Source organism: Aeromonas aquatica, assembly GCF_000764655.1.
In the GTDB taxonomy this organism is placed as follows: domain Bacteria; phylum Pseudomonadota; class Gammaproteobacteria; order Enterobacterales; family Aeromonadaceae; genus Aeromonas; species Aeromonas aquatica.
Map to the genome: position 1 here is coordinate 1 of NZ_JRGL01000011.1, position 20,203 is coordinate 20,203.

The following is a 20,203-nucleotide window of genomic DNA, read 5'->3' on the forward strand; positions in this document are numbered from 1 at the left end:
AGTTAATGCTGACGCATTAGTGGCCGGATAATATACGCCGCCGCCACGACGGGCCGTTTCGGCCAGCAAGTTACCGGCGCCACTGATTGCCTCATCCCCAAAACCTACAGTAAAGGTGGTAACTGTTTGGGTTCCGGGGGAAACTGAATTAACATCCTTATGTTTCATATAGCCAGCCAGTGCGGCCAGATAGCTGGTTGGCTTGGTTCTGCCAGATCCATAGGCTACTGTCGTACCGTAAGCGGCCTTTTCATCAGTCGACAGTGTATTAATCAGTCCCTGTACAAAGGTATCTGACGCAGAGTCCTGAGTCGGCTCGCCATCGGTAATATAGATGACATAGCCATTATTTGAGCAATTATCGTAGGGAGCCTGATAGGTACCACTCGGGCTCTCGGCTGTTGTATCTCTCGGGCTGCCTTGCAAACCATAAACAACGGCTTTGTTGCCGAAGAACTGGTATGCTTCCCGCAATGTCTCACAGAGTGGCGTATTAGTACTGGCCGTTAATCCTTCGACTCTGTCCAATAGATCTTGCTCCCCTGTTTTACCATTGCTCAATGTAATTTCACTGCCAAGGATATCCCTGATAATACGCCCGCCATTGTTATTCGTATCATCATTTCGGTTGAATATAGCCAAACCAAAATCTACTCCAGGGGTGGAGGAGATCAAGCCTTTTACTGCATCCTTGGCAATACGAAGCCGAGACTGTACTGAATAGCCGGTTGGACCATAATACCAACGAACATAATTAGCTGAATAAAGAGTCACAGCCGTATTACTTGCATTGACCGCGTCTTTCGTAGCAGCGGTATAAAACCATGTTCCTTGGTTATTACTGGTTTTGTCCACTGGGTATCCTGTACCTACGGACCATGAACCTGTATAAGGGTTAGCAGAATTACTCGCTGTCACATCTTGTTTGCAATCAACAAGAGCTATGTTACTTTCTTGGTACCCACTTAGAGAATACCAAGCTCCACGTCCCCTTCCAGGAGGGGTACCATTATTAACTTCATAACTCCATACTTGAGACTGAAAATATCCAATATTTGACAATGGTGTTTTTGAGGTAGCGCAGGCGTTCAACTTATCGGAAAAACGTTTGGTACTGTTGATGGCAGGGATGCTACCGTCTGTGGAAAAATAAATATATTTTTTACTATTTCCAGAGTCAGGATCATTACTCAATGCAGGATAGACGGTGGCAGGATTATAGACCTCTTTAATCTGTTCCATTGTATCAGCCATACTGCCTGAATTATCAAAAATCAGCAAAACCTTGGGTCTAAAATCCCCTGCTTTGTTGAAGTCATAAATAAAAAGCTCGGTATCATCGGCTTTTACCATCGTCGCAGCCAGCACCATGCCGAACCAGCCGAGTGTCATTCCAAGTTGACGTAACCACATATCCTTCGCTCCTATTTGGTGAGCAGTGGCTGTTCTACACCCGCAGCCCAATTCAAGGGACGGGAATATTTTCCATAATTCACATTTGCCTGCAGCTCGACATATTTACAAACAGGAATCACATTGTTACTACTGGCATCGACCTTGCGTTTGCAAATAGTTTCGGTGCGATTCGTGAGGGCTACGGCTGCAGAGACATTGCTGCTATTGACGTTGATAGCTGCACTGGCCCCCATATTGGCGATCAGTGTCGAGAAATTGTTGCTCTGCATCGCCGCCTCAATAATGCCCTCGAGCCGGTGCTCTGCCTGCCGAAAGCTGGCTGCCGCCCCCGCCATCTTGAGATCCTGTCCCGATGATTGCATCACCACCACGGCAATCAGGGTCAGGGGGACCAGAATGATCAAGGCGACAATCAGGGCGACACCACGCTGACTTCTCATGCCCCACCCCCAGCCATCACTGCTAGGTTGCGTAGTGACACACTAGTTTCCAGTAACAAGCGCCGAAAACCATCCCCATTGCCCGATACGCTAGTACTGCCAACCTGATAGACGTTGTTATTCACATAGCTGCTGGATGGTTGTAGAGAACGCACCAAGATAAAGACCCGAGCAGCTACGACCCGCCCCTCACTCCATTCCTGTTCAGTGACATTGTTGGTAGCAACATAACGATCAATGACTCCATCCGGCACCAAGCTGTCGTCAACGCCAAACAAAACCGTCATTCTTTCAATTCCCTCGGCCATGGGGCCGGAAATCAGTACAGAGCCACCATTTGCGGTCAAATAACGTTTCCTCAATTCAGGATTACCGGCAGCATTAGGGGACAGGTAATAGATAAAATGCTGGTATTCCCAGAGTTGACGCTCCGACGGCATAGTGGGTATCGTTTCTCCGCCCTTGAACATCTGGGCAGTCTGTGTCGTCGTGGCGAGATAAAAGCGATTGGCAGTAGCGGCTGCATCGGCCAGAGGAAGACCAATCAGCCGTTTGATGCTGATGACATCCGTATTGGCGATTCGTGAGGTCACAGGAATACAGGAAAATGCACCTCCGACAATCGCTTTATTGTTGTCAATTCGTGTTACCCAGATCGATCTATTTGTCCTATTTGTTCCTACACTGGGCGGTAGACTACCCTGCCCCAAATTATCTAGACAGTCATTCGATGCTGTCACAGCAGATCCACTGCTCAAGGTAACTCCTTGTCCTTCCGCCATAGGCGAACCGGTATAGTCCCCCCAGAAGCCGGCCCATTTCAGGTCCTGGGTGAGCAGGCGCATGGCGATACGGCCATTTTCCTGCAATTCACTTTGATCGAAGGAGTCCTCGGTGGTCGCACGGGACGCCACGAAGATGCTCAGGCCGCCCCCCACCAGAAACACACCGATCAACATGGCGATCAGCCACTCGATCAGGGTAAAGCCATGGGCTTTCATAATGTGGTCGTCAGTACAAACTGACGCCTCTGACGATCTGTTACCGTACTCAGTCCACAGCTGTTTTGCACTGCAGCTGCTGCGCTTGCCCCATCAAACAGGGACTGACGGCCACGCCAGAAAATCCCCACCGTCAGGCTGTTATTAACCCCCCGGATCACGCAACCGGTGGGGGCTTGCAGGGAGGATACCGAGCCGGAGACAGCGGTCCCCAGCAGGGAGCGTTGCCAATAGTAGAGATCGAGCGCTTGTCGATCGCTGCGACTGCAACCCGACATGGTGCCATCGACGTTGGCGCAGTTCGGCATACTCAATATCGCGTTACCGGATACGACGGTCGTTCCTTGGGCAGACCAGCTGTCTTTGTTGATCCGGGCACGCTCCACCAGATCGTTGGCCAGCCAGCTGGCAATGGTGCGCTGGCGTGCCTCATAACCAGCAAACTTGGCCGTCGCCTGCATAGCCACCAGGCCAAGCAGACCAAAGGAGAGCACCACCGCCGCGATCATTACTTCCAGCAGGCTGAATCCAGTTTGATTAAAACGGCGATTCAGTTTCATTGGTTAATCCCAGCAGGCGTTGTTGGTGGTATTGCCAAGCCGGGTGGCACTGCGGGTTCCGTTCTGATCGATGGAGAAAATAATGCAATCGCTATCAGAACCTTGTGCTCCTGAGGCCGTTGCAAACATGGTAAATGTATTGCCGGCAGCCGAGATCACCAGATGATAAAAACCAGAATCTGAGTTATCGGAGATATTCAGCGCAGCACTAGATGCAGCATATTGGTTGAAGTCCATAAAAAAGGTTTCTTGTCTGTTGGCAGCATCCAACAGCATTTTTTTGGCTTCAACACGGTGACTGGTCAGCAGATAGCGTTGATAGGAGGGATAGGCAATAGCACCAAGAATCGCCACAATTGCGACGACAATCATCAATTCAATAAGAGAAAAGCCTCGATAGAGCCCAATCATATCCCATCCTTGGTGACTGGTTGTCTTGACAGTCTAATGCCGGATAGGTCGCAACAACAAATCCGGCATCAGAAACATCGCACTTTATTCTTAGGCCATCCTGGCCACATTTAAATAATTCTAAGCTCGGGCGGTACCTCGAACACGACGTTTTCTTCACGCCCCGGGTGCTCTGTCACTATCTTGCCGCCCAGCTCACGCAGGCGGGCGATGACGTTCTGTACCAGGATGTCGGGGGCAGAAGCGCCTGCCGTCACGCCAATGCGCAGAACCCCTTCCAACCACTGCGGCTCTATCATGGAGGCGTCGTCGATAAGGTAAGCACGCGCTCCCACCTTCTCGGCCAGCTCCCGCAGGCGATTGGAGTTGGAGGAGTTGCGCGAACCGACCACCAGCATGGCATCCACCAGTCCCGCCATCTCCCGTACCGCATCCTGACGGTTCTGGGTGGCGTAGCAGATGTCGTCCTTGCGCGGCCCCTGGATCCTGGGGAAGTGCTTGCGCAGGGCATCGATGACGTCCGAGGTTTCATCCACGCTCAGGGTAGTCTGGGTGACGAAGCAGAGGTCGTCCGGGTTCTTCACGCTGAGCTTGGCCACGTCCTCCGGCGTCTCCACCAGATACATCCCCCCCTCGCGGTTCTCGTACTGACCCATGGTGCCGATCACCTCAGGGTGGCCGGCGTGGCCGATGAGCACGGCCTCGGATCCCTTGCGGCTGGCACGGTGGACTTCCATATGCACCTTGGTCACCAGCGGGCAGGTGGCATCGAACACCTTGAGGGCGCGGGACTTGGCCATCTCACGCACCGACTTGGCGACGCCGTGAGCGGAGAAGATAACGATGCTGTCGTCCGGCACCTCGTCCAACTCCTCGACGAACACGGCGCCCGCTTCTTTGAGCTTGTTCACCACATAGCGGTTGTGCACTACTTCGTGGCGCACATAGATGGGGGCACCAAACTTCTCCAACGCGCTCTCGACGATGCTGATGGCACGATCGACACCAGCACAAAAGCCGCGTGGATTGGCGAGTAGAATATCCATCAGATCACCTCGCTCATATTAATGACACGATCGATGCCAACACGACAGAAGCCACGGGGGTAAGCCTGCAGGATATCCATCAGTGCACCTTCTCCTCGTCATCGACGGCCAAGATCTCCACCTCGAAGGTGACGGTATGACCGGCCAGTGGGTGATTGAAATCGACAGTCACCGACATGCCTTCCACCGCCCGGATGATGCCGGGCAGCTCGCTGCCATTGGGCTGATCGAAGACCATGATGGTGCCGACCTTGGGTTCCACATCGGCGCCGAACTTGGCGCGATCCAGATGGTAGATGTTGTCCGGATTGGAGAGGCCGAAGGCCTGCTCCGGGCTCAAGGTGAAACTCTTGGCTTCACCCTGCTGCAGGCCCAGCAAGCACTGTTCGAAGCTGTCGGTCAGGCTACCATCCCCCATCCGCAGGCGGGCCGGCTTGCCGTGCAGCGCCGTGCTGTCGGCAACCGAACCATCTTCCAGCTTGATAGAAAAGTGAAACAGCACGCTGCTGTCAGCGCCGATGATCTGGCTCATGCCGTCTCTTCCTTCTTTTTCTCACTGCGAAAGCCTTCCAGCACTATCATGGCGGCGCCGATGAAGATGAAGCTGTCGGCCAGGTTGAACGCCGGCCAATGGGCGCGCTGCCAGTAGAAGTCGAGGAAGTCGACCACGTGGCCAAGCACCAGCCGATCGAACACGTTACCAAGGGCCCCGCCGATGATCAGGGAGTAGGCGATGCCACTCCAGCGCTGGGTGACAGACTGCTTGCGCAACCAGTGAATCAGCAGGCCACAGATGGCAAACGCCAGCACCGCGAAGAACCAGCGCTGCCAGCCCCCCTGATCGGCCAGGAAGCTGAATGCCGCCCCCTTGTTGTAGACGTGCACCAGGTTGAAGAAGGGGGTGATCTCCACCCCCGGGTAGCCAAACGGCAGCAGCTTGACCACGGCGAGCTTGCTCCCCTGATCCAGCACGAAGGTCAGCACCGCCAGCCACAGCCAACGCAGGCCCGTTTTGTTATGAATAGCGTTATGAGTCATGTTCATCAGGCAAATTGACGCGTTTCGCCGTCACCCTCGACGTTGGTGACGCAGCGGCCACAGATCTCTTCGTGACCCTTGATGGTGCCCACGTCTTCCACATGGTGCCAGCAACGATCGCACTTGGCGGCGGCAGACTGAGCCACGCTCAGCCACAGATCGTCGCGCTCGGTGGCGACGGCGCCTTCCGGCGCCGCATCAGCGACCACCACCTTGGCCTTGGAGGTGAGCAGCACGAAGCGCAGCTCATCGGCCAGGGCGTTCAGGCGGGTCGCCAGTGCCGGTTTGGCGAACAGGGTCAGCTCGGCCTGCAGGGAGCCGCCGATGCGCTTCTCACCACGGGCCGCTTCCAGCGCCTTGTTGACCTCACCCCGGACTTCCAGGATCTCGGCCCAGAAGGCATCGCCCATCTGCTCGCCGGCATCCAGCCCGAACAGGCCGTCATACCACTCCTCGGTGAACACGAACTCGCCGCGCTCGCCCGGCAACAGGGCCCAGATCTCGTCGGCGGTAAAGCTCATGATGGGTGCCATCCAGCGCACCATGGCCTCGACGATGTGATACAGAGCGGTCTGGCAGGAGCGACGGGCCAGGCTGTCGGCCTTGGCGGTGTACTGACGGTCCTTGATCACGTCCAGGTAGAAGGAGCCCATCTCGATGGAGCAGAACTGCATCAGCTTCTGGGTCACACCGTGGAAGTTGTACTCGTCGAACGCGGTCACGATCTCGGCCTGTACCGCCTTGGCACGACCCACGGCCCAACGATCCACCACCACCATGTCGGCCGGAGCCACCATGTCGGTCGCCGGATTGAAGCCGTTCAGGTTCGCCAGCAGGAAGCGGGCGGTGTTGCGGATGCGACGATAGGCATCGGCGGAGCGCTTGAGGATCTCGTCGGAGACGGTCATCTCACCGGTGTAGTCGGTGCTGGCAACCCACAGCCGCAGGATGTCGGCGCCGAGCTTGTTCATCACGTCCTGCGGGCTGACCACGTTGCCGATGGACTTGGACATCTTGCGGCCCTGACCATCCACGGTGAAACCGTGGGTCAGCACCTGGTTGTAGGGGGCCTTGTTCTTCATGGCCACGCCGATCATCAGGGAGGACATGAACCAGCCACGGTGCTGGTCGGAGCCTTCCAGATACATGTCGGCCGACTTGCCGTTGAACTCGGGGCGGGCATCCACTACTGAGGAGTGGGTCGAACCTGAGTCGAACCAGACGTCCAGGGTATCGGGCACCTTGTCGTACAAGTCGGCGTCGCTGCCAAGCAGCTCGGCCTTGTCCAGATCCCACCAGGCCTGGATGCCAGACTGCTCGACCCGCTTGGCGACTTCGTGCATCAGGCGCACGGATTCCGGGTGCAACTGCTGGGTCTCCTTGTGAACGAACAGGGAGATGGGCACACCCCAGGTGCGCTGACGGGAGATGCACCAGTCAGGGCGGTTCTCGACCATGGCCTGGATACGGTTCTTGCCCCAGGCCGGCACCCAGCCGCTCTGGCCATGCTGGGCGATGCCATCGGTCTCGATGCGCTCGATCTCGGCAAGAGCCTGCTTGCGAAGCCCCTTCTGCTCCATGCTGATGAACCACTGCGGGGTGGCACGGAAGATGATGGGGGTCTTGTGACGCCAGCAATGCGGATAGGAGTGGTTGAACACCTTGTGGTGCAGCAGGGCACCGCGCTCGGTCAACACCTCGACGACAGAGGCATTGGCCTTGAATACGTGCTGGCCGGCGAACAGCTCGGTATCCGGCAGGTAAACGCCGTTGCTGCCCACCGGGTTGGCGACTTCCAGACCGTACTTCTGGCCGACCACGAAGTCTTCCTGACCGTGACCAGGGGCCGTGTGCACGGCGCCGGTACCGGCATCCAGGGTGACATGATCACCCAGCACAACGGGCACATCGAAGTGGTAGAAGGGGTGGTTGAAGCGCAGCAGCTCGAGCGCTGCCCCCTTGGCATAACCCAGATTGTGGTACTTCTCGATGCCAGCGCGGTCCATCACATCCTTGACCAGCTCGGCGGCCAGGATCAGGCGCTCGGGGTTATCCCCTTCCACCTGCACCAGGGCATAGTCCAAGTCGGCGTGCATGGCGATGGCGCGGTTGGCCGGCAGGGTCCAGGGGGTGGTAGTCCAGATCACGGCAGAGAGCGGGCCACGGCCGGTGTGACCTTCAGGGCAGTCAAACTTGGCAGCCACAGTCGCCTCATCGACGGCCTTGAAGCGCACGTCGATGGAGGGGGAGTTCTTGTCGTAATACTCCACCTCGGCTTCCGCCAGGGCGGAGCCGCAGTCGGTACACCAGTGCACCGGCTTGGAGCCTTTGTGCAGGTGGCCGTTCTCGACGATCTTGGCCATGGAGCGGATGATGTTCGCTTCGGTGCCAAAGTCCATGGTCAGGTAGGGATGTTCCCAGTCACCCAGCACGCCCAGACGGATGAAGTCGGTCTTCTGCGCTTCGATCTGGGTCTTGGCATATTTGCGGCACTCGGCGCGGAATTCGGCGGCAGAGACCTTCACACCAGGCTTGCCGACGAGCCCCTCGACCTTAAGCTCGATGGGCAGACCATGGCAATCCCAGCCCGGCACATAGGGGGAATCGAAACCGGAGAGGCCCTTGGACTTGATGATGATGTCTTTGAGGATCTTGTTGACCGAGTGACCGATGTGAATGCTGCCGTTCGCGTAGGGAGGGCCGTCATGCAGAATGAACGAAGGCTTGCCCGCTTTGGCGCGGCGAATAGCGCCGTAAAGATCCTGATCGTACCAACGCTTCAGCATGTTGGGTTCGCGCTTGGCCAGATCGCCACGCATCGGAAACTCGGTTTCCGGCAGATTCAGGGTGTGTTTATAGTCGCTCATCAGTCCTGGGTTCCCTTCTTTGCTAAAAGAGTGCTGGGTAAATTGAATGGTGGCAGCCCGAACCAGGCTCGGGCCGCCAGGGCATCTCGTTCGATCTGCTCTTTCAAGGCGGTGAAAGAGGCAAATTTCTGCTCTTCGCGCAGCTTGTGGCGAAGCAGCACCTTGACCTGCTGACCATATAGATCACCAGAAAAATCAAATAAATGTACTTCCAATCTGGCTTGTGTGCCGCTCAAGGTCGGCCGTACGCCCACGTTGGCAACGCCGGGGAAGGTCTTGCCGGAACATAACACTTCCACCGCGAACACGCCACCGACCGGGATCACCTGCCGCTTGAGGGCCAGATTGGCAGTGGGAAAACCTATGGTACGGCCCAGCTTGTCGCCGTGGGCGACCCGACCGCTGATGGCGTAGGGGCGGCCAAGCATCAGCTCCACCTCCGCCATCCGGCCCGCCTTCAGGGCCTCGCGCACCAAGGTGCTGCTGATCCGCTGACGTTCGATCTGGAAGCTTTGAGTGCTGATTACCTCGAAACCGTAGCGGCGTCCCGCCGCTTCCAGCAGGTGGAAGTCCCCTTCCCGGCCGCGGCCGAAGCGAAAATCATCCCCCACCACCAGATAGTGCACGCCGAGTTTTTCCACCAACAGCTGCTCGATGAAGGCGTTGGCCGTCTGCTCGGCGAAACGATGGGTGAAGTGCACGCACAGCATGCGATCGATCCGCATCCCCCTGAGCGCCTCGTACTTCTCACGCCAGCGGCTGAGGCGAGCAGGGGCATCAGCCCCGGCAAACAGCTCAAGGGGCTGGGGTTCGAACAGCATGACGCAGGCGGGCAGGCCCAGCTCGGTGGCTTTTTCCTGCAGCCGAGCCAGCACAGCGTGGTGCCCCTGATGAACCCCATCGAAGTTACCTATGGTCAATACACAGCCCCGATGACGGGGCTTGATATTGTGAATGCCGCGAATAAGCTCCATCAGTGCCTTGTGCGTTGCTGCCGGGAAATCGGCGGATTATATATCAGGCGGCAGGCAGGGTCAGCCCTCCCCGCCCGATTTCAGGTATCTTGCTCAAATGCTGACGCCAGCGATCCCGCACGAAACAGCAGGATCAGTCCTGCTGCTGACCCGATTTCAGGTGCCTCGGTCGAATGCCGAGCACCAGCAGGACTATCCCGTACAGGGCCCCGCCGAGGCAGAGCAGCAGAGTCAGCTCCAGGCTGGCCTTGCCCATGCTCCAAGCCCCCCATTGGGCGAGATCCGGCGAGAGGTACGCAAGCAGGCCCCCCATCAGCAGGGTCGCCGCCAGCAACTTGAGGCAAAACACCCCGGTCTCGCGGGACGGCCGGTAGACCTTCTGCTCATAGAGTCCCTTGAACAGCAGGGCCGCGTTCAGGGTGCCGGAGCAGGCGGTGGCGAGCGCCAGCCCCACATAGCCGAGCGGATAGATGAAGATGAGGTTGCACACCATGTTGGCCACCATGGCCATCACCCCGATCCGCACCGGGGTTCGGGTGTCCTGGCGGGCGTAGTAACCGGGGGCCAGCACCTTGATCAACATCAGGGAGAGCAGGCCCGTGGTGGAGGCCAGCAGGCTGGCGCTGGACATGCTGACCTCGTGCAGGCCGAACTCCCCGCGCATGAACAGCACCCGCAGGATGGGCTCGCGCAACACGGCGATCCCCACCATGGCGGGCAGGCCCAGCAGCATCACCATCCGCACCCCCCAGTCCATGGTGCGGGAGAAGTCGGCGAGATCCGCATCCACGTGCTTCTTCGCCAGTGCCGGCAGGATCACCGTGCTGATGGCGACCGCAAACAGGCCTAGCGGGAACTCCAGCAGCCGATCCGAGTAATAGAGGTAGCTGATAGCACCGGTCGCCAGGAAAGAGGCGAGCATGGTGTTGATCAGCAAGTTGATCTGGCTGACCGAAACGCCAAACAGCGCCGGGATCATCAGTGTGCGGATCTTGACGACCCCGGGGTGATGCCAACCCCACTTGGGCCACACCAGCATGTTCATCTGGCGCAGGAAAGGATACTGGAACAGGAACTGCACCAGCCCCCCGAGGAAGACCCCGATCGCCAGCGCGATTTCGGGATTGTCCATCAAGGGCGCTATCCACCAGGCGGCCGCAATCATGGTGAGGTTGAGGAACACCGGAGTAAAGGAAGAGACGGCGAAGCGGCCGTAGGTGTTGAGGATGGCCCCCGCCATGGCGGTAAAGGTAATGAACCAGAGATAGGGGAAGGTGATCTTGAGCATCAGGCTGGCCAGCTCGAACTTCTCGGCCGCCGGGCCGCCATGCAGCCAGTCCCAGAACCAGCCCCAGCCAAACAGGGCGGTCAATACCCCCGAGCCCAGTACCCCGAGCAGGGTGACGACGGTGACTATGCCACCCAGGGTCCCCGCCACCGCAGCCAGCAATTCACGCACCTCATCCTCATTACCCTTCTTCTTGTACTCCGTCATCACCGGCACGAAAGCCTGGTTGAAGGCCCCTTCGGCGAACAGGCGACGCAGGAAGTTGGGAATGCGGTTGGCGAAAAAGAAGACGTCTGCGGCCATCCCGGCGCCGAGCAGGTTGGCGATGACCACATCGCGAACCAGGCCCATCACACGGGACGCCAGCGTCATTGCGGACACTATCATGCCGGATTTGATCAATTTCTTACTCAAGACGAAGCCTCTGGAACTGTCAGAATGGAAAGAATGCTGGTAGAATCGGCCGACAGTTTAACCGCCTCCCAACTGACACACCACCGGGGGGCGGTGTTTATTTGCACAAATCATTTGACAATATGTGGTTGGAAGGGCATATTTCCGGGCCTTTTCAATACACTCGCTAAGACAGTTTTAGGAGTTTTACCTTGGCTAATATCAAATCTGCTAAGAAGCGCGCGATTCAGTCAGAGAAACGTCGTCAACACAACGCCAGCCGTCGTTCCATGACCCGTACCTATCTGAAGAAAGTAATTGCTGCCATCGCTTCTGGCGACAAGGCTGCTGCCACTGCCGCTTTCGCTGTTGCCCAGCCGATCATGGATCGTATGGCTACCAAAGGCCTGATCCACAAGAACAAAGCTGCTCGTCACAAGAGCCGCCTGTCTGCCCAGATCAAAGCTATGGCTTAAGCAGCTTCGGCTGTATAAAGCTCAAAAAACCGGCCCTAGGGCCGGTTTTTTATTTCTCTGCGCTGCAGTAAAGCCTGTGCAGCAGCCCTATCATTTCGCGCACCTCATGGCTGCGCAGCGAATAGTAGACCGTCTGGGCCTCCTTTCGCGTCGTCACCAGCTCATCGCGCCGCAGCACCGCCAAATGTTGTGACAGGGCCGATTGGCTCAACCTGAGCACCTCGTTAATTTCCCCCACCGAGAGCTCCCGCTCCAGCAACTGACACAGAATGAACAAGCGCCGTTCATTGGCCAGCGCCTTGAGCAGAGTCACCGCGCGCCCGGCATTCGCCTCCATCTCTTCCAGCTGCATCTCATTCCCTCTCCTGCAAGGCAGGCATAATACCCCCTTGCCCCTTCCATTTAAAACGACAGGGGCGCCGGCTGGATAGCGGTAAAATCCTCCTGCCCGGCAAACAAGAAGGAGAAATCGCTCTCGCACACCCGTTTCACCGCAGGATGTTGGATCATGCGCTCGGCAAAGATGACGTAATACTCTTCCATCAGATCCTGGGTTTCCCCCAGCAGCATGACTCCCTCTCCCTCCAAGATCTCCTCCCGATAGATGGTCGGCGCCATGAAGATGCCCTGATTGAAGAAGCCGAATGCCTTCATCAGCGCCGCATCGTCGAACTCCCCCAGGATGCTGGGAGAGATACCCTGCTGCTCGAACCAGTGGGTCAGCTGGCGGCCCATGGCGGTGCGGCGGCCGGGAATGAGCAGCTTGCGCTCCTCCAGACAGGCGGGGAACGGCAGCGAAGGCAGGGGCGCTTTGCAGAAGAAGCTGACACCGCAGCCACCGAGCCGCTTGGAGAGCAGGCCCGCATGCTGGCTGGAATCCACCGGGCAGTCGGAGAGGATCATGTCGAGCTTGTGCTCGCTCAGTTGCTCCAGCAGCAGCTCGTGGGTCGATTCGAAGCAGCGCAGGTGGATGGAACCGTCGTTGGGGATGACCGAGAGCAATACCCGGCTGGCGAGGCGTTTGGAGAGCGCATCGGCGATGCCGACGTCGAACAGAATCTGGCTCTCCTTGCGGTAGTTGACGATATCCAGCATCTCGTAGGAGAGGCTGAACATCTTGTCGGCATAGCGGAATACCAACTGGCCGAGCTCGGTGGCCTCGAGAGAACGCCCCTTGCGCATCAGCAACTTGCCACCGAGCCGCTGCTCCAGCAGCTTGATCTGGCCGGTGACCGTCTGCGGAGTCAAGAAGAGGGCTTCCGCCGCTTGCGTGACGGAGCCCTTCTTCTGCGTCATCCAAAAGTAATAGAGATGATTGTAATTAAGGTGTGACATCCGATGGGGTTCCCGCGCCAGGCGGGCTCCGGTAGCAGCTGAGTTCAACCGCCAGAATGTCATACATGTCGCTGATCGAGTCAACCTTGTTCGCATCGAACTGCGCCTGCAGGCTGAGCTTGAGTGCAGCCGGCTCCGGCATCCGCTCCCCGCAATAGCGCTTGTTGGACTTCTTGACCCGCTCCCCGGCCCGGCTGCTCAGGGCCCGCTCGGCAAAGGTCTCACCGAACCTGGCCTTGGCTTGTTGCTCCCCCAGCATCAGGGCACCGTCGACCACCCCGTTGAGATAAGCCGAGCAGCCGACCGAGGCCGCATCCTGCTGGCAATCCGTCAGGCTGCCCGCCCAGAGTGTCGGGCTCGCCAGCATGATCAACCATCCCAGTCCTCTCATAACCCCTCCGTGCTCTGATCCGCCTCCCGGTTGGGCAGCGACATCCGCAGGGCGAGATAACCGACCACGGCCGCCAGGCTGGATCCCACCAGGATCCCGAGGCGTGAGTAACTGCCGTAATCCAATCCGCCATGCTCGAACGCCAGCGATGCGATGAACATCGACATGGTAAAGCCGATGCCGCACAGGATGCTGACCGCAAAGATCTGCTTGAAGTTGACCCCGCTCGGCAGCTGGGCGATGCCCAGCTTCACCGCCAGCCAGCTGATGGTGAATACCCCGAGCGGCTTGCCGATGAAGAGCCCCAGCATGATGCCGAGCGGCACCGGGCTTAGCAGGGCCGACAGACCGATCCCGTCCAGCGACACCCCGGCGTTGGCAAAGGCAAACAGCGGCAGGATCAGGTAGGCACACCAGGGATGCAGCACATGCTCCAGATGCTTGAGCGGCGAGGCATAGCGCTTGCCGTTAAGCGGGATCATGAAACCCAGTACCACGCCCGCCAGGGTCGCATGGACACCGGATTTGAGCACCGCCACCCAGAGCACCAGGCCGACCAGCATGTAGAGACCGATCCTGTCCTCGCCACGGCGATTCATCCACAGCAGGGTCAGGATCGCCAGGATGCCGACCGCCAGTGCCGTCAGCGACAGCTGCTGGGTATAGAAGAGGGCGATGATGATGATGACCCCGAGGTCATCCATGATGGCCAGCGCCAGCAGGAACACCTTCAGGCTCACCGGTACCCGCTTGCCCAGCAGCGCCATCACCCCGAGGGCGAAGGCGATGTCGGTCGCGGCCGGAATGGCCCAACCAGCGCGGGCGACATCGTCCGAGTAGTTGAAGAAGGCGTAGATCAGCGCCGGTGCCAGCATGCCGCCCACCGCGGCAATGGCCGGGAAGGTCGCCTGCACCCGGGACGAGAGCGCCCCCTCCAGCATCTCACGCTTGACCTCCAGCCCGACTAGCAGGAAGAAGATCGCCATGAAGCCATCGTTGATCCAGAGCAGCAACGGCTTGTCGATGTCGAGGGCGGCGATGCGCACCTGCACGGGCGTATCCAGGAAGGCCCGATAGTGATCAGCCAGGGCCGAGTTGGCCAAGCCAATGGCCAACAAGGCCGCCAGGATCAGAATAATTCCGGAGGCTGACTCCAGCTTGAGAAATCTCTTGATTACGTCGCTCATGATCTGACTACCCATAAAATTGCATTTTTTTCAGTCTAGAGCGGGAGTGAGTTAATGAAAAATCGTTTCTAACTGCCATTAACAACGAGAAAACCGAAAGCAAAAATAGCCGAGTCTGCTATACCCCGTTTTTACTCGCTTTTTCAAGCCACAGCGGCATTCATAAATTTGAATGGAAATTCATATTTTGGCTGAGTGAATCCCCTCAGTTCTGTTGCCTGGAGGGGGTCACACCACGGTCTGATGGGGATGAGCCACAAATGAGAAAGGCACCCGAGGGTGCCTGTCGATAAGGTGCTGTCGTACCCTATCTTGATGCCGGCGAGGGCCCCGACCTGAGTCAGATGGCGACCGGTGCCTTGATGCCGGGGTGCGGATCGTAGCCCTGGATCTCGAAGTCCTCGAAGCGATAGTCGAAGATGGAGTCAGGCCGGCGCTTGATCACCAACTGCGGCAAGGGGCGCGGCTCGCGGGAGAGCTGCAGCGCGGTCTGCTCCATGTGGTTCGAATAGAGATGCACGTCGCCGCCGGTCCAGACGAAGTCACCCACCGCCAGATCACACTGCTGGGCCACCATGTGGGTCAGCAGTGCGTAGCTCGCGATGTTGAACGGCAGGCCGAGGAAGACGTCACAGCTGCGCTGGTAGAGCTGGCAGGAGAGCTTGCCATCCGCCACGTAGAACTGGAAAAAGGCGTGGCAAGGGGCCAGCGCCATCTTGTCCAGCTCACCCACGTTCCAGGCCGAGACGATGATGCGGCGTGAATCCGGGTTGTGCTTGACGTCCTCCACAGCCCGCTGGATCTGGTCGATGACGGCGCCATCGGCCGCCGGCCAGGAGCGCCACTGGGCACCGTAGACCGGGCCCAGATCGCCGTGCTCGTCGGCCCACTCATCCCAGATGCTGACGCCGTGTTCCTTCAGGTAGGCGGTATTGGTGTCGCCATTGAGGAACCAGAGCAGCTCGTGAATGATAGAGCGCAGGTGACACTTCTTGGTGGTGACCAGCGGGAAACCCTCGGCCAGGTTGAAGCGCATCTGATGGCCGAACAGAGAGACGGTCCCGGTGCCGGTACGGTCGGACTTGACGGTGCCCTCATCCAGGATCTTCTGCATCAGATCGAGATAAGCCCTCATGACTTTGCCTCCTTCGCCACATTACCGAACAGCTGTGGCCGCTTGTAGGCGACCCAGATCATGATGGCACCGATGATGATCATCGGGGTAGAGAGGATCTGGCCCATGCTGATCTCCTGGAAGTAGAGACCGAGCTGGCTGTCCGGCTGGCGCACAAACTCCACCAGGAAGCGGAACAGGCCGTAGAACAGCAGGAACATGCCCGAGATGGCGCCTCGTGGCGGATTTTTACGCCAGAACAGGTTGAGGATGATGAACAGCACTACCCCTTCCAGGGCGAACTGATAGAGCTGGGAGGGATGGCGCGGCTCCGGGCCGGCTTCCGGGAAGATGATGGCCCAGGGCACGTCGGTCACCCGGCCCCACAACTCGCCATTCATGAAGTTGCCGATGCGACCCACCCCCAGCCCGAACGGGATCAGGGGTGCCACGAAGTCGGCCACGGTAAAGAAGTGGCGCTTGGTCTTGTGGGCAAACCAGCACATGGCCGTGATGACCCCGATCAAGCCACCGTGGAACGACATGCCGCCGGTCCAGATCTTGAACAGATAGAGGGGGTCTGCCAGGAAGAGATCGAAGTTATAGAACAGCACATAGCCAATGCGGCCGCCCAGGATCACCCCGAGGAAGCCGTAGAACAGCAGATCCGACACCTCTTCACGGGTCCAGCCGCTGTTCGGCGCATCGGCACGACGCCCCGCAAGCCACATGGCGAAGGCGAAACCAAACAGGTACATGAGACCATACCAGCGTACCGATAGTGGTCCCAAACTGAATGCTACGGGATCAATCTGCGAGAAAACCCAATATCCATCGTGCTGCATGTGCGGCCCCAATCATAAGAAAAGCCGCATTCTCCGATCATTCGTCAGCAGGAACAAGACTGAATATCAATCTGGCAGCTTGGCCTTGTGGCCGGCCCGCAGCAAACCGCCGAGGCCGTGCTCCTCCAGATAGCGCGCAAACAGGCCGCGCAGCACATGAGGGTTGTCGTGCTTGAGGCCATCGGCCAGTATCTTGGTCAATTCGCCGAGATGGGATTGGCGCAGCACGTATTTGATGCGGGAAATGTTGTGGGTATTCATGCTGAAGCGGCGATAGCCCATGGCCAGCAGCAACAGCACACCCACCGGATCCCCGGCCAGTTCGCCGCACACCGAGACCGGCTTCTGGTAGCGATGGGAGGCATCGACCAGCAGTTGCAGGGCGCGGATCACCGCTGGATGGAAGGCGTCGTAGATGTTGGCGACCCGGGCGTTATTGCGATCCACCGCCAGCAAATACTGGGTCAGATCGTTGCTGCCCACCGACCAGAAATCGATGAGGGGGGCCATCTCCGGCAGGATATAGAGGGCGGAGGGCACCTCTATCATCACCCCGAGGCTGGGGTAACGGATCAATGCATTACGGCTGGCCGCCTCTTCCGATACTTCCCGCCAGGCCTGATCCAGCAAGCGGCGGGAGGCTCGGATCTCGCCCACGCTGCTGATCATCGGCAGCATGATGGCCAGGTTGTCCAATCCCTCGCTCGCCCTCAGCATGGCCTTGAGCTGCACCAGGAAGAGCTCAGGGTGATCCAGGGTGAGCCGGATCCCCCGCCAGCCAAGGAAAGGATTTTCTTCGACGATGGGGAAATAAGGCAGTTGTTTATCCCCCCCCACATCCAGGGTGCGCATGCACACCGGCCGATCGCGATAGGTCTCCAGGATGCCTCGGTAGCGGGCAGTCTGCTCCCATTCTGAGGGGAAGCTGTCTTGCAGCATGAAGGGGATCTCGGTGCGATAGAGCCCGACCCCGTCCGCCAAATGGTTGAGGGATATCTCGGTGTCGGCACTGAGGCCGGCGTTCAGCAACAGCGACACCGGCGTGCCGTCGGCCGTCTCGGAGGGCAGGTTGTCGACGCTGCGCACCAGGGTATCGAGTTCCCGCTCCTCATTGAGCAGCTGCCGATACTCGGTCAGGATCACCTGATTGGGTTCGATGAAAAGATCGCCGCTGTAGCCATCGACCACCAGGGTGCGGCCACCGATATCGCCGAGCGGCAGATCCACCCCCATGATGGCGGCCACCCCCATGGCCCGTGCCAGGATGGCGGCATGGGAGTTGGTGCCGCCCTTGAGGGACACCACCCCGCTCAGAAACTCCCGCGGGATCTCGGCCAGTATGGTCGCAGTCACCTCATCGGCGACCAGTACCACGGGCTCCCCTACGGTGAGTTGTTCGGGCTCATCCTGCACCAGGCGGCTGATGAGCCGCTGGGCGATGTCCTTCACATCGGCGGAACGCTCCCGCAGGTAGGGATCCTTCATCCCCTTGAACTGCTCGATCAGGCGATCGCTGATGAGCTTGACCGCAGAGATCGCGGTCCAGTGCTCCTTGCTGACCTTGTTGCGGATCGGCTTGATGTAACCGGGATCGTTGAGCAGGTGCAGATAGATGTCGAAGATGGCGACCGAGTCCTGGCTGTAGCTCTCGCGAAAACGCAGCGCCAGGCTCTCCAGATCGTGGCGCACCTCTTCTACCGCGAGCTCGAGGCGCGCCAGCTGCTTGCCATGCTCTTCGTCTTTGCGCGGGGTGATGCTATTGAGCGCCTTGCGCGGACGCCACACCCAGGCCTTGGCGATGGCGATGCCGCTGGCGCCGGCAATGCCGCGCAGGGGCTTGCTCCAGTCAGTCTTCTGCAACCAGCCCTTGGCCTGGGCCTGGGCGATGCGGGCCGCCAGCTGCGCCGCCAGCGTGACCATGAAGGACTCTTCCCCCTCATCGAACAGCCGACTCTCTTTCTGCTGTACCACCAGGATGCCCACCACCTGGCGTTGATGCATGATGGGGGCGCCGAGGAAGGAGCGAAATGCCTCTTCGGCCACGTCGGGCAGGAACTTGAAGCTGGGGTGGGAAGGCGCATCGGCCAGGTTGATCAACTCTTCGCGCTGACCCACCAGACCGACGATGCCCTGCTCGAACGGCAGCGTGGCCTTGCCCACCGCCGACTCGGCCAGGCCATCGGTGGCCGCCAGTCGATAACGCCGCAGTTCGGGTTCGGCGACGTAAACGGAGCAGCAGTCGACCGTCATGGCGAGCCGGGTCTGGCTCACCAATGCCTGCAAGGCCTGCTCGAGGGTATTGGCCTCGGCCATGCTCTCGACGATGCGTCTGAGTTCCGTCAGCAACTAGTTGTGCTCCTTAGCGCGAGCGGTTACGCCGCCCATCCTTCCGATTAGCCTGCCCCGCCTGCACCAACACAGGCACCGGCATGGCCAGTGGGGCAAACTCCTTCATCACCCGGCGGTAGACTTCCCGCTTGAAGGAGACGACCTGACGAACCGGGTACCAGAAGCTGACCCAACGCCAATCATCGAATTCCGGGTGACCATGACAACCGAACTGGATCCTGGACTCTTTGCCCGGATCGAGTTGTAACAAAAACCATTTCTGCTTTTGGCCAATACAGACCGGTGAACTGTCCCAGCGAACGAGTCGTTTGGGTAAGCGGTACTTCAGCCAGTTGCGACTGATCGCCAAGATGGTCACGTCTTCGGGCTTGAGGCCTATCTCCTCGTATAGCTCACGATACATGGCCTGTTCCGGCGACTCACCATCATCAACCCCCCCCTGCGGAAACTGCCAGGAGTGCTGCCCATAGCGCTTAGCCCACAATACTTGTCCGTCACGGTTACAGATCACGATGCCGACATTGGGACGAAATCCGTCACCATCTATCACGTGATCACCTTATAAAGGCTGAATCTATAAAGAGATTGTTCCACATTCACCCCGTGGCGGCAAACAAGGACTGTCATCTTCCATTCATGAATAACTTGCCATTTCAAGCTAAGTTATAAACAAACGCTAGGATCAGCCGCCATGAGTTGCCCACCCAGACTGTGCATAAGCCTGTGATCAAACGGGTATATACAGTAGTTTCATACCGGGGTACCAAATTATTCCTTATCATACCGCATTCGCCATTAAACAAAATATTCATTTAAATACATGTAGTTAATATTTAAATGCTGGATCAAGATCCATGTCTTTTGCCACCGAGGATCCTCCCCCCGGATTGTGAACAAGTTCGACTGCTCAAAGATCCATCACGGCTGATTTATCCACAAGCTTGGCGCATTATCTGCACCGATATGGCGGGAAAAATCGGTGCACTCTCACATTTTTTTCCGGTGAAGGGGCCACTATGATCACTTTATGCCAGTTATCCAAGATTTCTGTGGATAACTATGTGCAACAGCC

Annotated in this window: 20 protein-coding genes; 1 reads left to right on the forward strand and 19 read right to left on the reverse strand. The window is 58.3% G+C overall.

Annotated features, from left to right (window positions below):
• The 11 genes from LG30_RS22465 to murJ all read right to left on the reverse strand — a co-directional run.
• A partial coding sequence (locus tag LG30_RS22465) for a vWA domain-containing protein (RefSeq protein WP_476500312.1) occupies positions 1-1,413 on the reverse strand: 1,413 nt, incomplete at its 3' end.
• Between the two features lie 11 nt (positions 1,414-1,424).
• Positions 1,425-1,856, reverse strand: a complete 432-nt coding sequence (gene tppD, locus LG30_RS0102710) for a type IVa pilus pseudopilin TppD (RefSeq protein ID WP_033129178.1) — start codon at positions 1,854-1,856, stop codon at positions 1,425-1,427.
• Positions 1,853-2,857: a PilW family protein gene (locus tag LG30_RS0102715; RefSeq protein WP_081965965.1), complete on the reverse strand. Its 1,005-nt coding sequence runs from the start codon at positions 2,855-2,857 to the stop codon at positions 1,853-1,855. The genes tppD and LG30_RS0102715 overlap by 4 nt, the downstream gene beginning before the upstream one ends.
• Positions 2,854-3,417: a type IV pilus modification protein PilV gene (pilV, locus tag LG30_RS0102720; RefSeq protein WP_033129179.1), complete on the reverse strand. Its 564-nt coding sequence runs from the start codon at positions 3,415-3,417 to the stop codon at positions 2,854-2,856. Before pilV ends, LG30_RS0102715 begins: the two co-directional genes overlap by 4 nt.
• Positions 3,418-3,420: 3 nt before the next feature.
• Positions 3,421-3,828 (reverse strand): type IVa pilus pseudopilin TppA, encoded by a 408-nt coding sequence (gene tppA / locus LG30_RS0102725; RefSeq protein WP_033129180.1) that lies wholly within the window; start codon positions 3,826-3,828, stop codon positions 3,421-3,423.
• Between the two features lie 110 nt (positions 3,829-3,938).
• Positions 3,939-4,874, reverse strand: coding sequence for a 4-hydroxy-3-methylbut-2-enyl diphosphate reductase (gene ispH / locus LG30_RS0102730; RefSeq protein ID WP_033129181.1), 936 nt, complete (start codon positions 4,872-4,874; stop codon positions 3,939-3,941).
• A gap of 79 nt (positions 4,875-4,953) precedes the next feature.
• Positions 4,954-5,406: an FKBP-type peptidyl-prolyl cis-trans isomerase gene (gene fkpB, locus LG30_RS0102735; RefSeq protein ID WP_033129182.1), complete on the reverse strand. Its 453-nt coding sequence runs from the start codon at positions 5,404-5,406 to the stop codon at positions 4,954-4,956.
• Positions 5,403-5,918, reverse strand: a complete 516-nt coding sequence (gene lspA, locus LG30_RS0102740; RefSeq protein WP_033129183.1) for a signal peptidase II — start codon at positions 5,916-5,918, stop codon at positions 5,403-5,405. Before lspA ends, fkpB begins: the two co-directional genes overlap by 4 nt.
• Positions 5,918-8,779 (reverse strand): isoleucine--tRNA ligase, encoded by a 2,862-nt coding sequence (ileS, locus tag LG30_RS0102745; protein WP_033129184.1) that lies wholly within the window; start codon positions 8,777-8,779, stop codon positions 5,918-5,920. Before ileS ends, lspA begins: the two co-directional genes overlap by 1 nt.
• Complete coding sequence (gene ribF, locus LG30_RS0102750; protein WP_033129185.1) at positions 8,779-9,753, reverse strand: bifunctional riboflavin kinase/FAD synthetase; 975 nt, start codon at positions 9,751-9,753, stop codon at positions 8,779-8,781. The genes ileS and ribF overlap by 1 nt, the downstream gene beginning before the upstream one ends.
• 133 nt (positions 9,754-9,886) lie before the next feature.
• Positions 9,887-11,455, reverse strand: coding sequence for a murein biosynthesis integral membrane protein MurJ (gene murJ / locus LG30_RS0102755; protein ID WP_033129186.1), 1,569 nt, complete (start codon positions 11,453-11,455; stop codon positions 9,887-9,889).
• A gap of 191 nt (positions 11,456-11,646) precedes the next feature.
• On the opposite strand from murJ, the gene rpsT reads away from it, so the two are divergent.
• Positions 11,647-11,910, forward strand: coding sequence for a 30S ribosomal protein S20 (gene rpsT / locus LG30_RS0102760; protein ID WP_033129187.1), 264 nt, complete (start codon positions 11,647-11,649; stop codon positions 11,908-11,910).
• Between the two features lie 49 nt (positions 11,911-11,959).
• Here rpsT and LG30_RS0102765 read toward each other — a convergent pair whose 3' ends face one another.
• The 8 genes from LG30_RS0102765 to rppH form a co-directional block, all read right to left on the reverse strand.
• Positions 11,960-12,262 (reverse strand): ArsR/SmtB family transcription factor, encoded by a 303-nt coding sequence (locus LG30_RS0102765; protein WP_033129188.1) that lies wholly within the window; start codon positions 12,260-12,262, stop codon positions 11,960-11,962.
• Positions 12,263-12,312: 50 nt separating this feature from the next.
• The gene (gene nhaR / locus LG30_RS0102770) at positions 12,313-13,245 is read right to left on the reverse strand and encodes a transcriptional activator NhaR (RefSeq protein ID WP_033129189.1); all 933 of its coding nucleotides are present in this window, start codon (positions 13,243-13,245) and stop codon (positions 12,313-12,315) included.
• Positions 13,232-13,612 carry a hypothetical protein gene (locus LG30_RS0102775; RefSeq protein WP_193354246.1) on the reverse strand — a complete coding sequence of 127 codons (381 nt, stop codon included), beginning with the start codon at positions 13,610-13,612 and terminating at the stop codon, positions 13,232-13,234. Before LG30_RS0102775 ends, nhaR begins: the two co-directional genes overlap by 14 nt.
• Before the next feature lie 20 nt (positions 13,613-13,632).
• Positions 13,633-14,823, reverse strand: a complete 1,191-nt coding sequence (nhaA, locus tag LG30_RS0102780; RefSeq protein WP_033129242.1) for a Na+/H+ antiporter NhaA — start codon at positions 14,821-14,823, stop codon at positions 13,633-13,635.
• A 340-nt stretch (positions 14,824-15,163) separates the two neighbouring features.
• Positions 15,164-15,958, reverse strand: coding sequence for a thymidylate synthase (thyA, locus tag LG30_RS0102785; protein ID WP_033129191.1), 795 nt, complete (start codon positions 15,956-15,958; stop codon positions 15,164-15,166).
• A complete protein-coding gene (gene lgt, locus LG30_RS0102790) occupies positions 15,955-16,782 on the reverse strand; it encodes a prolipoprotein diacylglyceryl transferase (protein WP_033129192.1) in 828 nt (275 codons plus the stop codon). The genes thyA and lgt overlap by 4 nt, the downstream gene beginning before the upstream one ends.
• 66 nt (positions 16,783-16,848) lie before the next feature.
• Positions 16,849-19,128, reverse strand: a complete 2,280-nt coding sequence (gene ptsP / locus LG30_RS0102795; RefSeq protein WP_033129193.1) for a phosphoenolpyruvate--protein phosphotransferase — start codon at positions 19,126-19,128, stop codon at positions 16,849-16,851.
• A 13-nt stretch (positions 19,129-19,141) separates the two neighbouring features.
• Positions 19,142-19,681 carry an RNA pyrophosphohydrolase gene (rppH, locus tag LG30_RS0102800; RefSeq protein ID WP_033129194.1) on the reverse strand — a complete coding sequence of 180 codons (540 nt, stop codon included), beginning with the start codon at positions 19,679-19,681 and terminating at the stop codon, positions 19,142-19,144.
• Positions 19,682-20,203 lie beyond the last annotated feature (522 nt).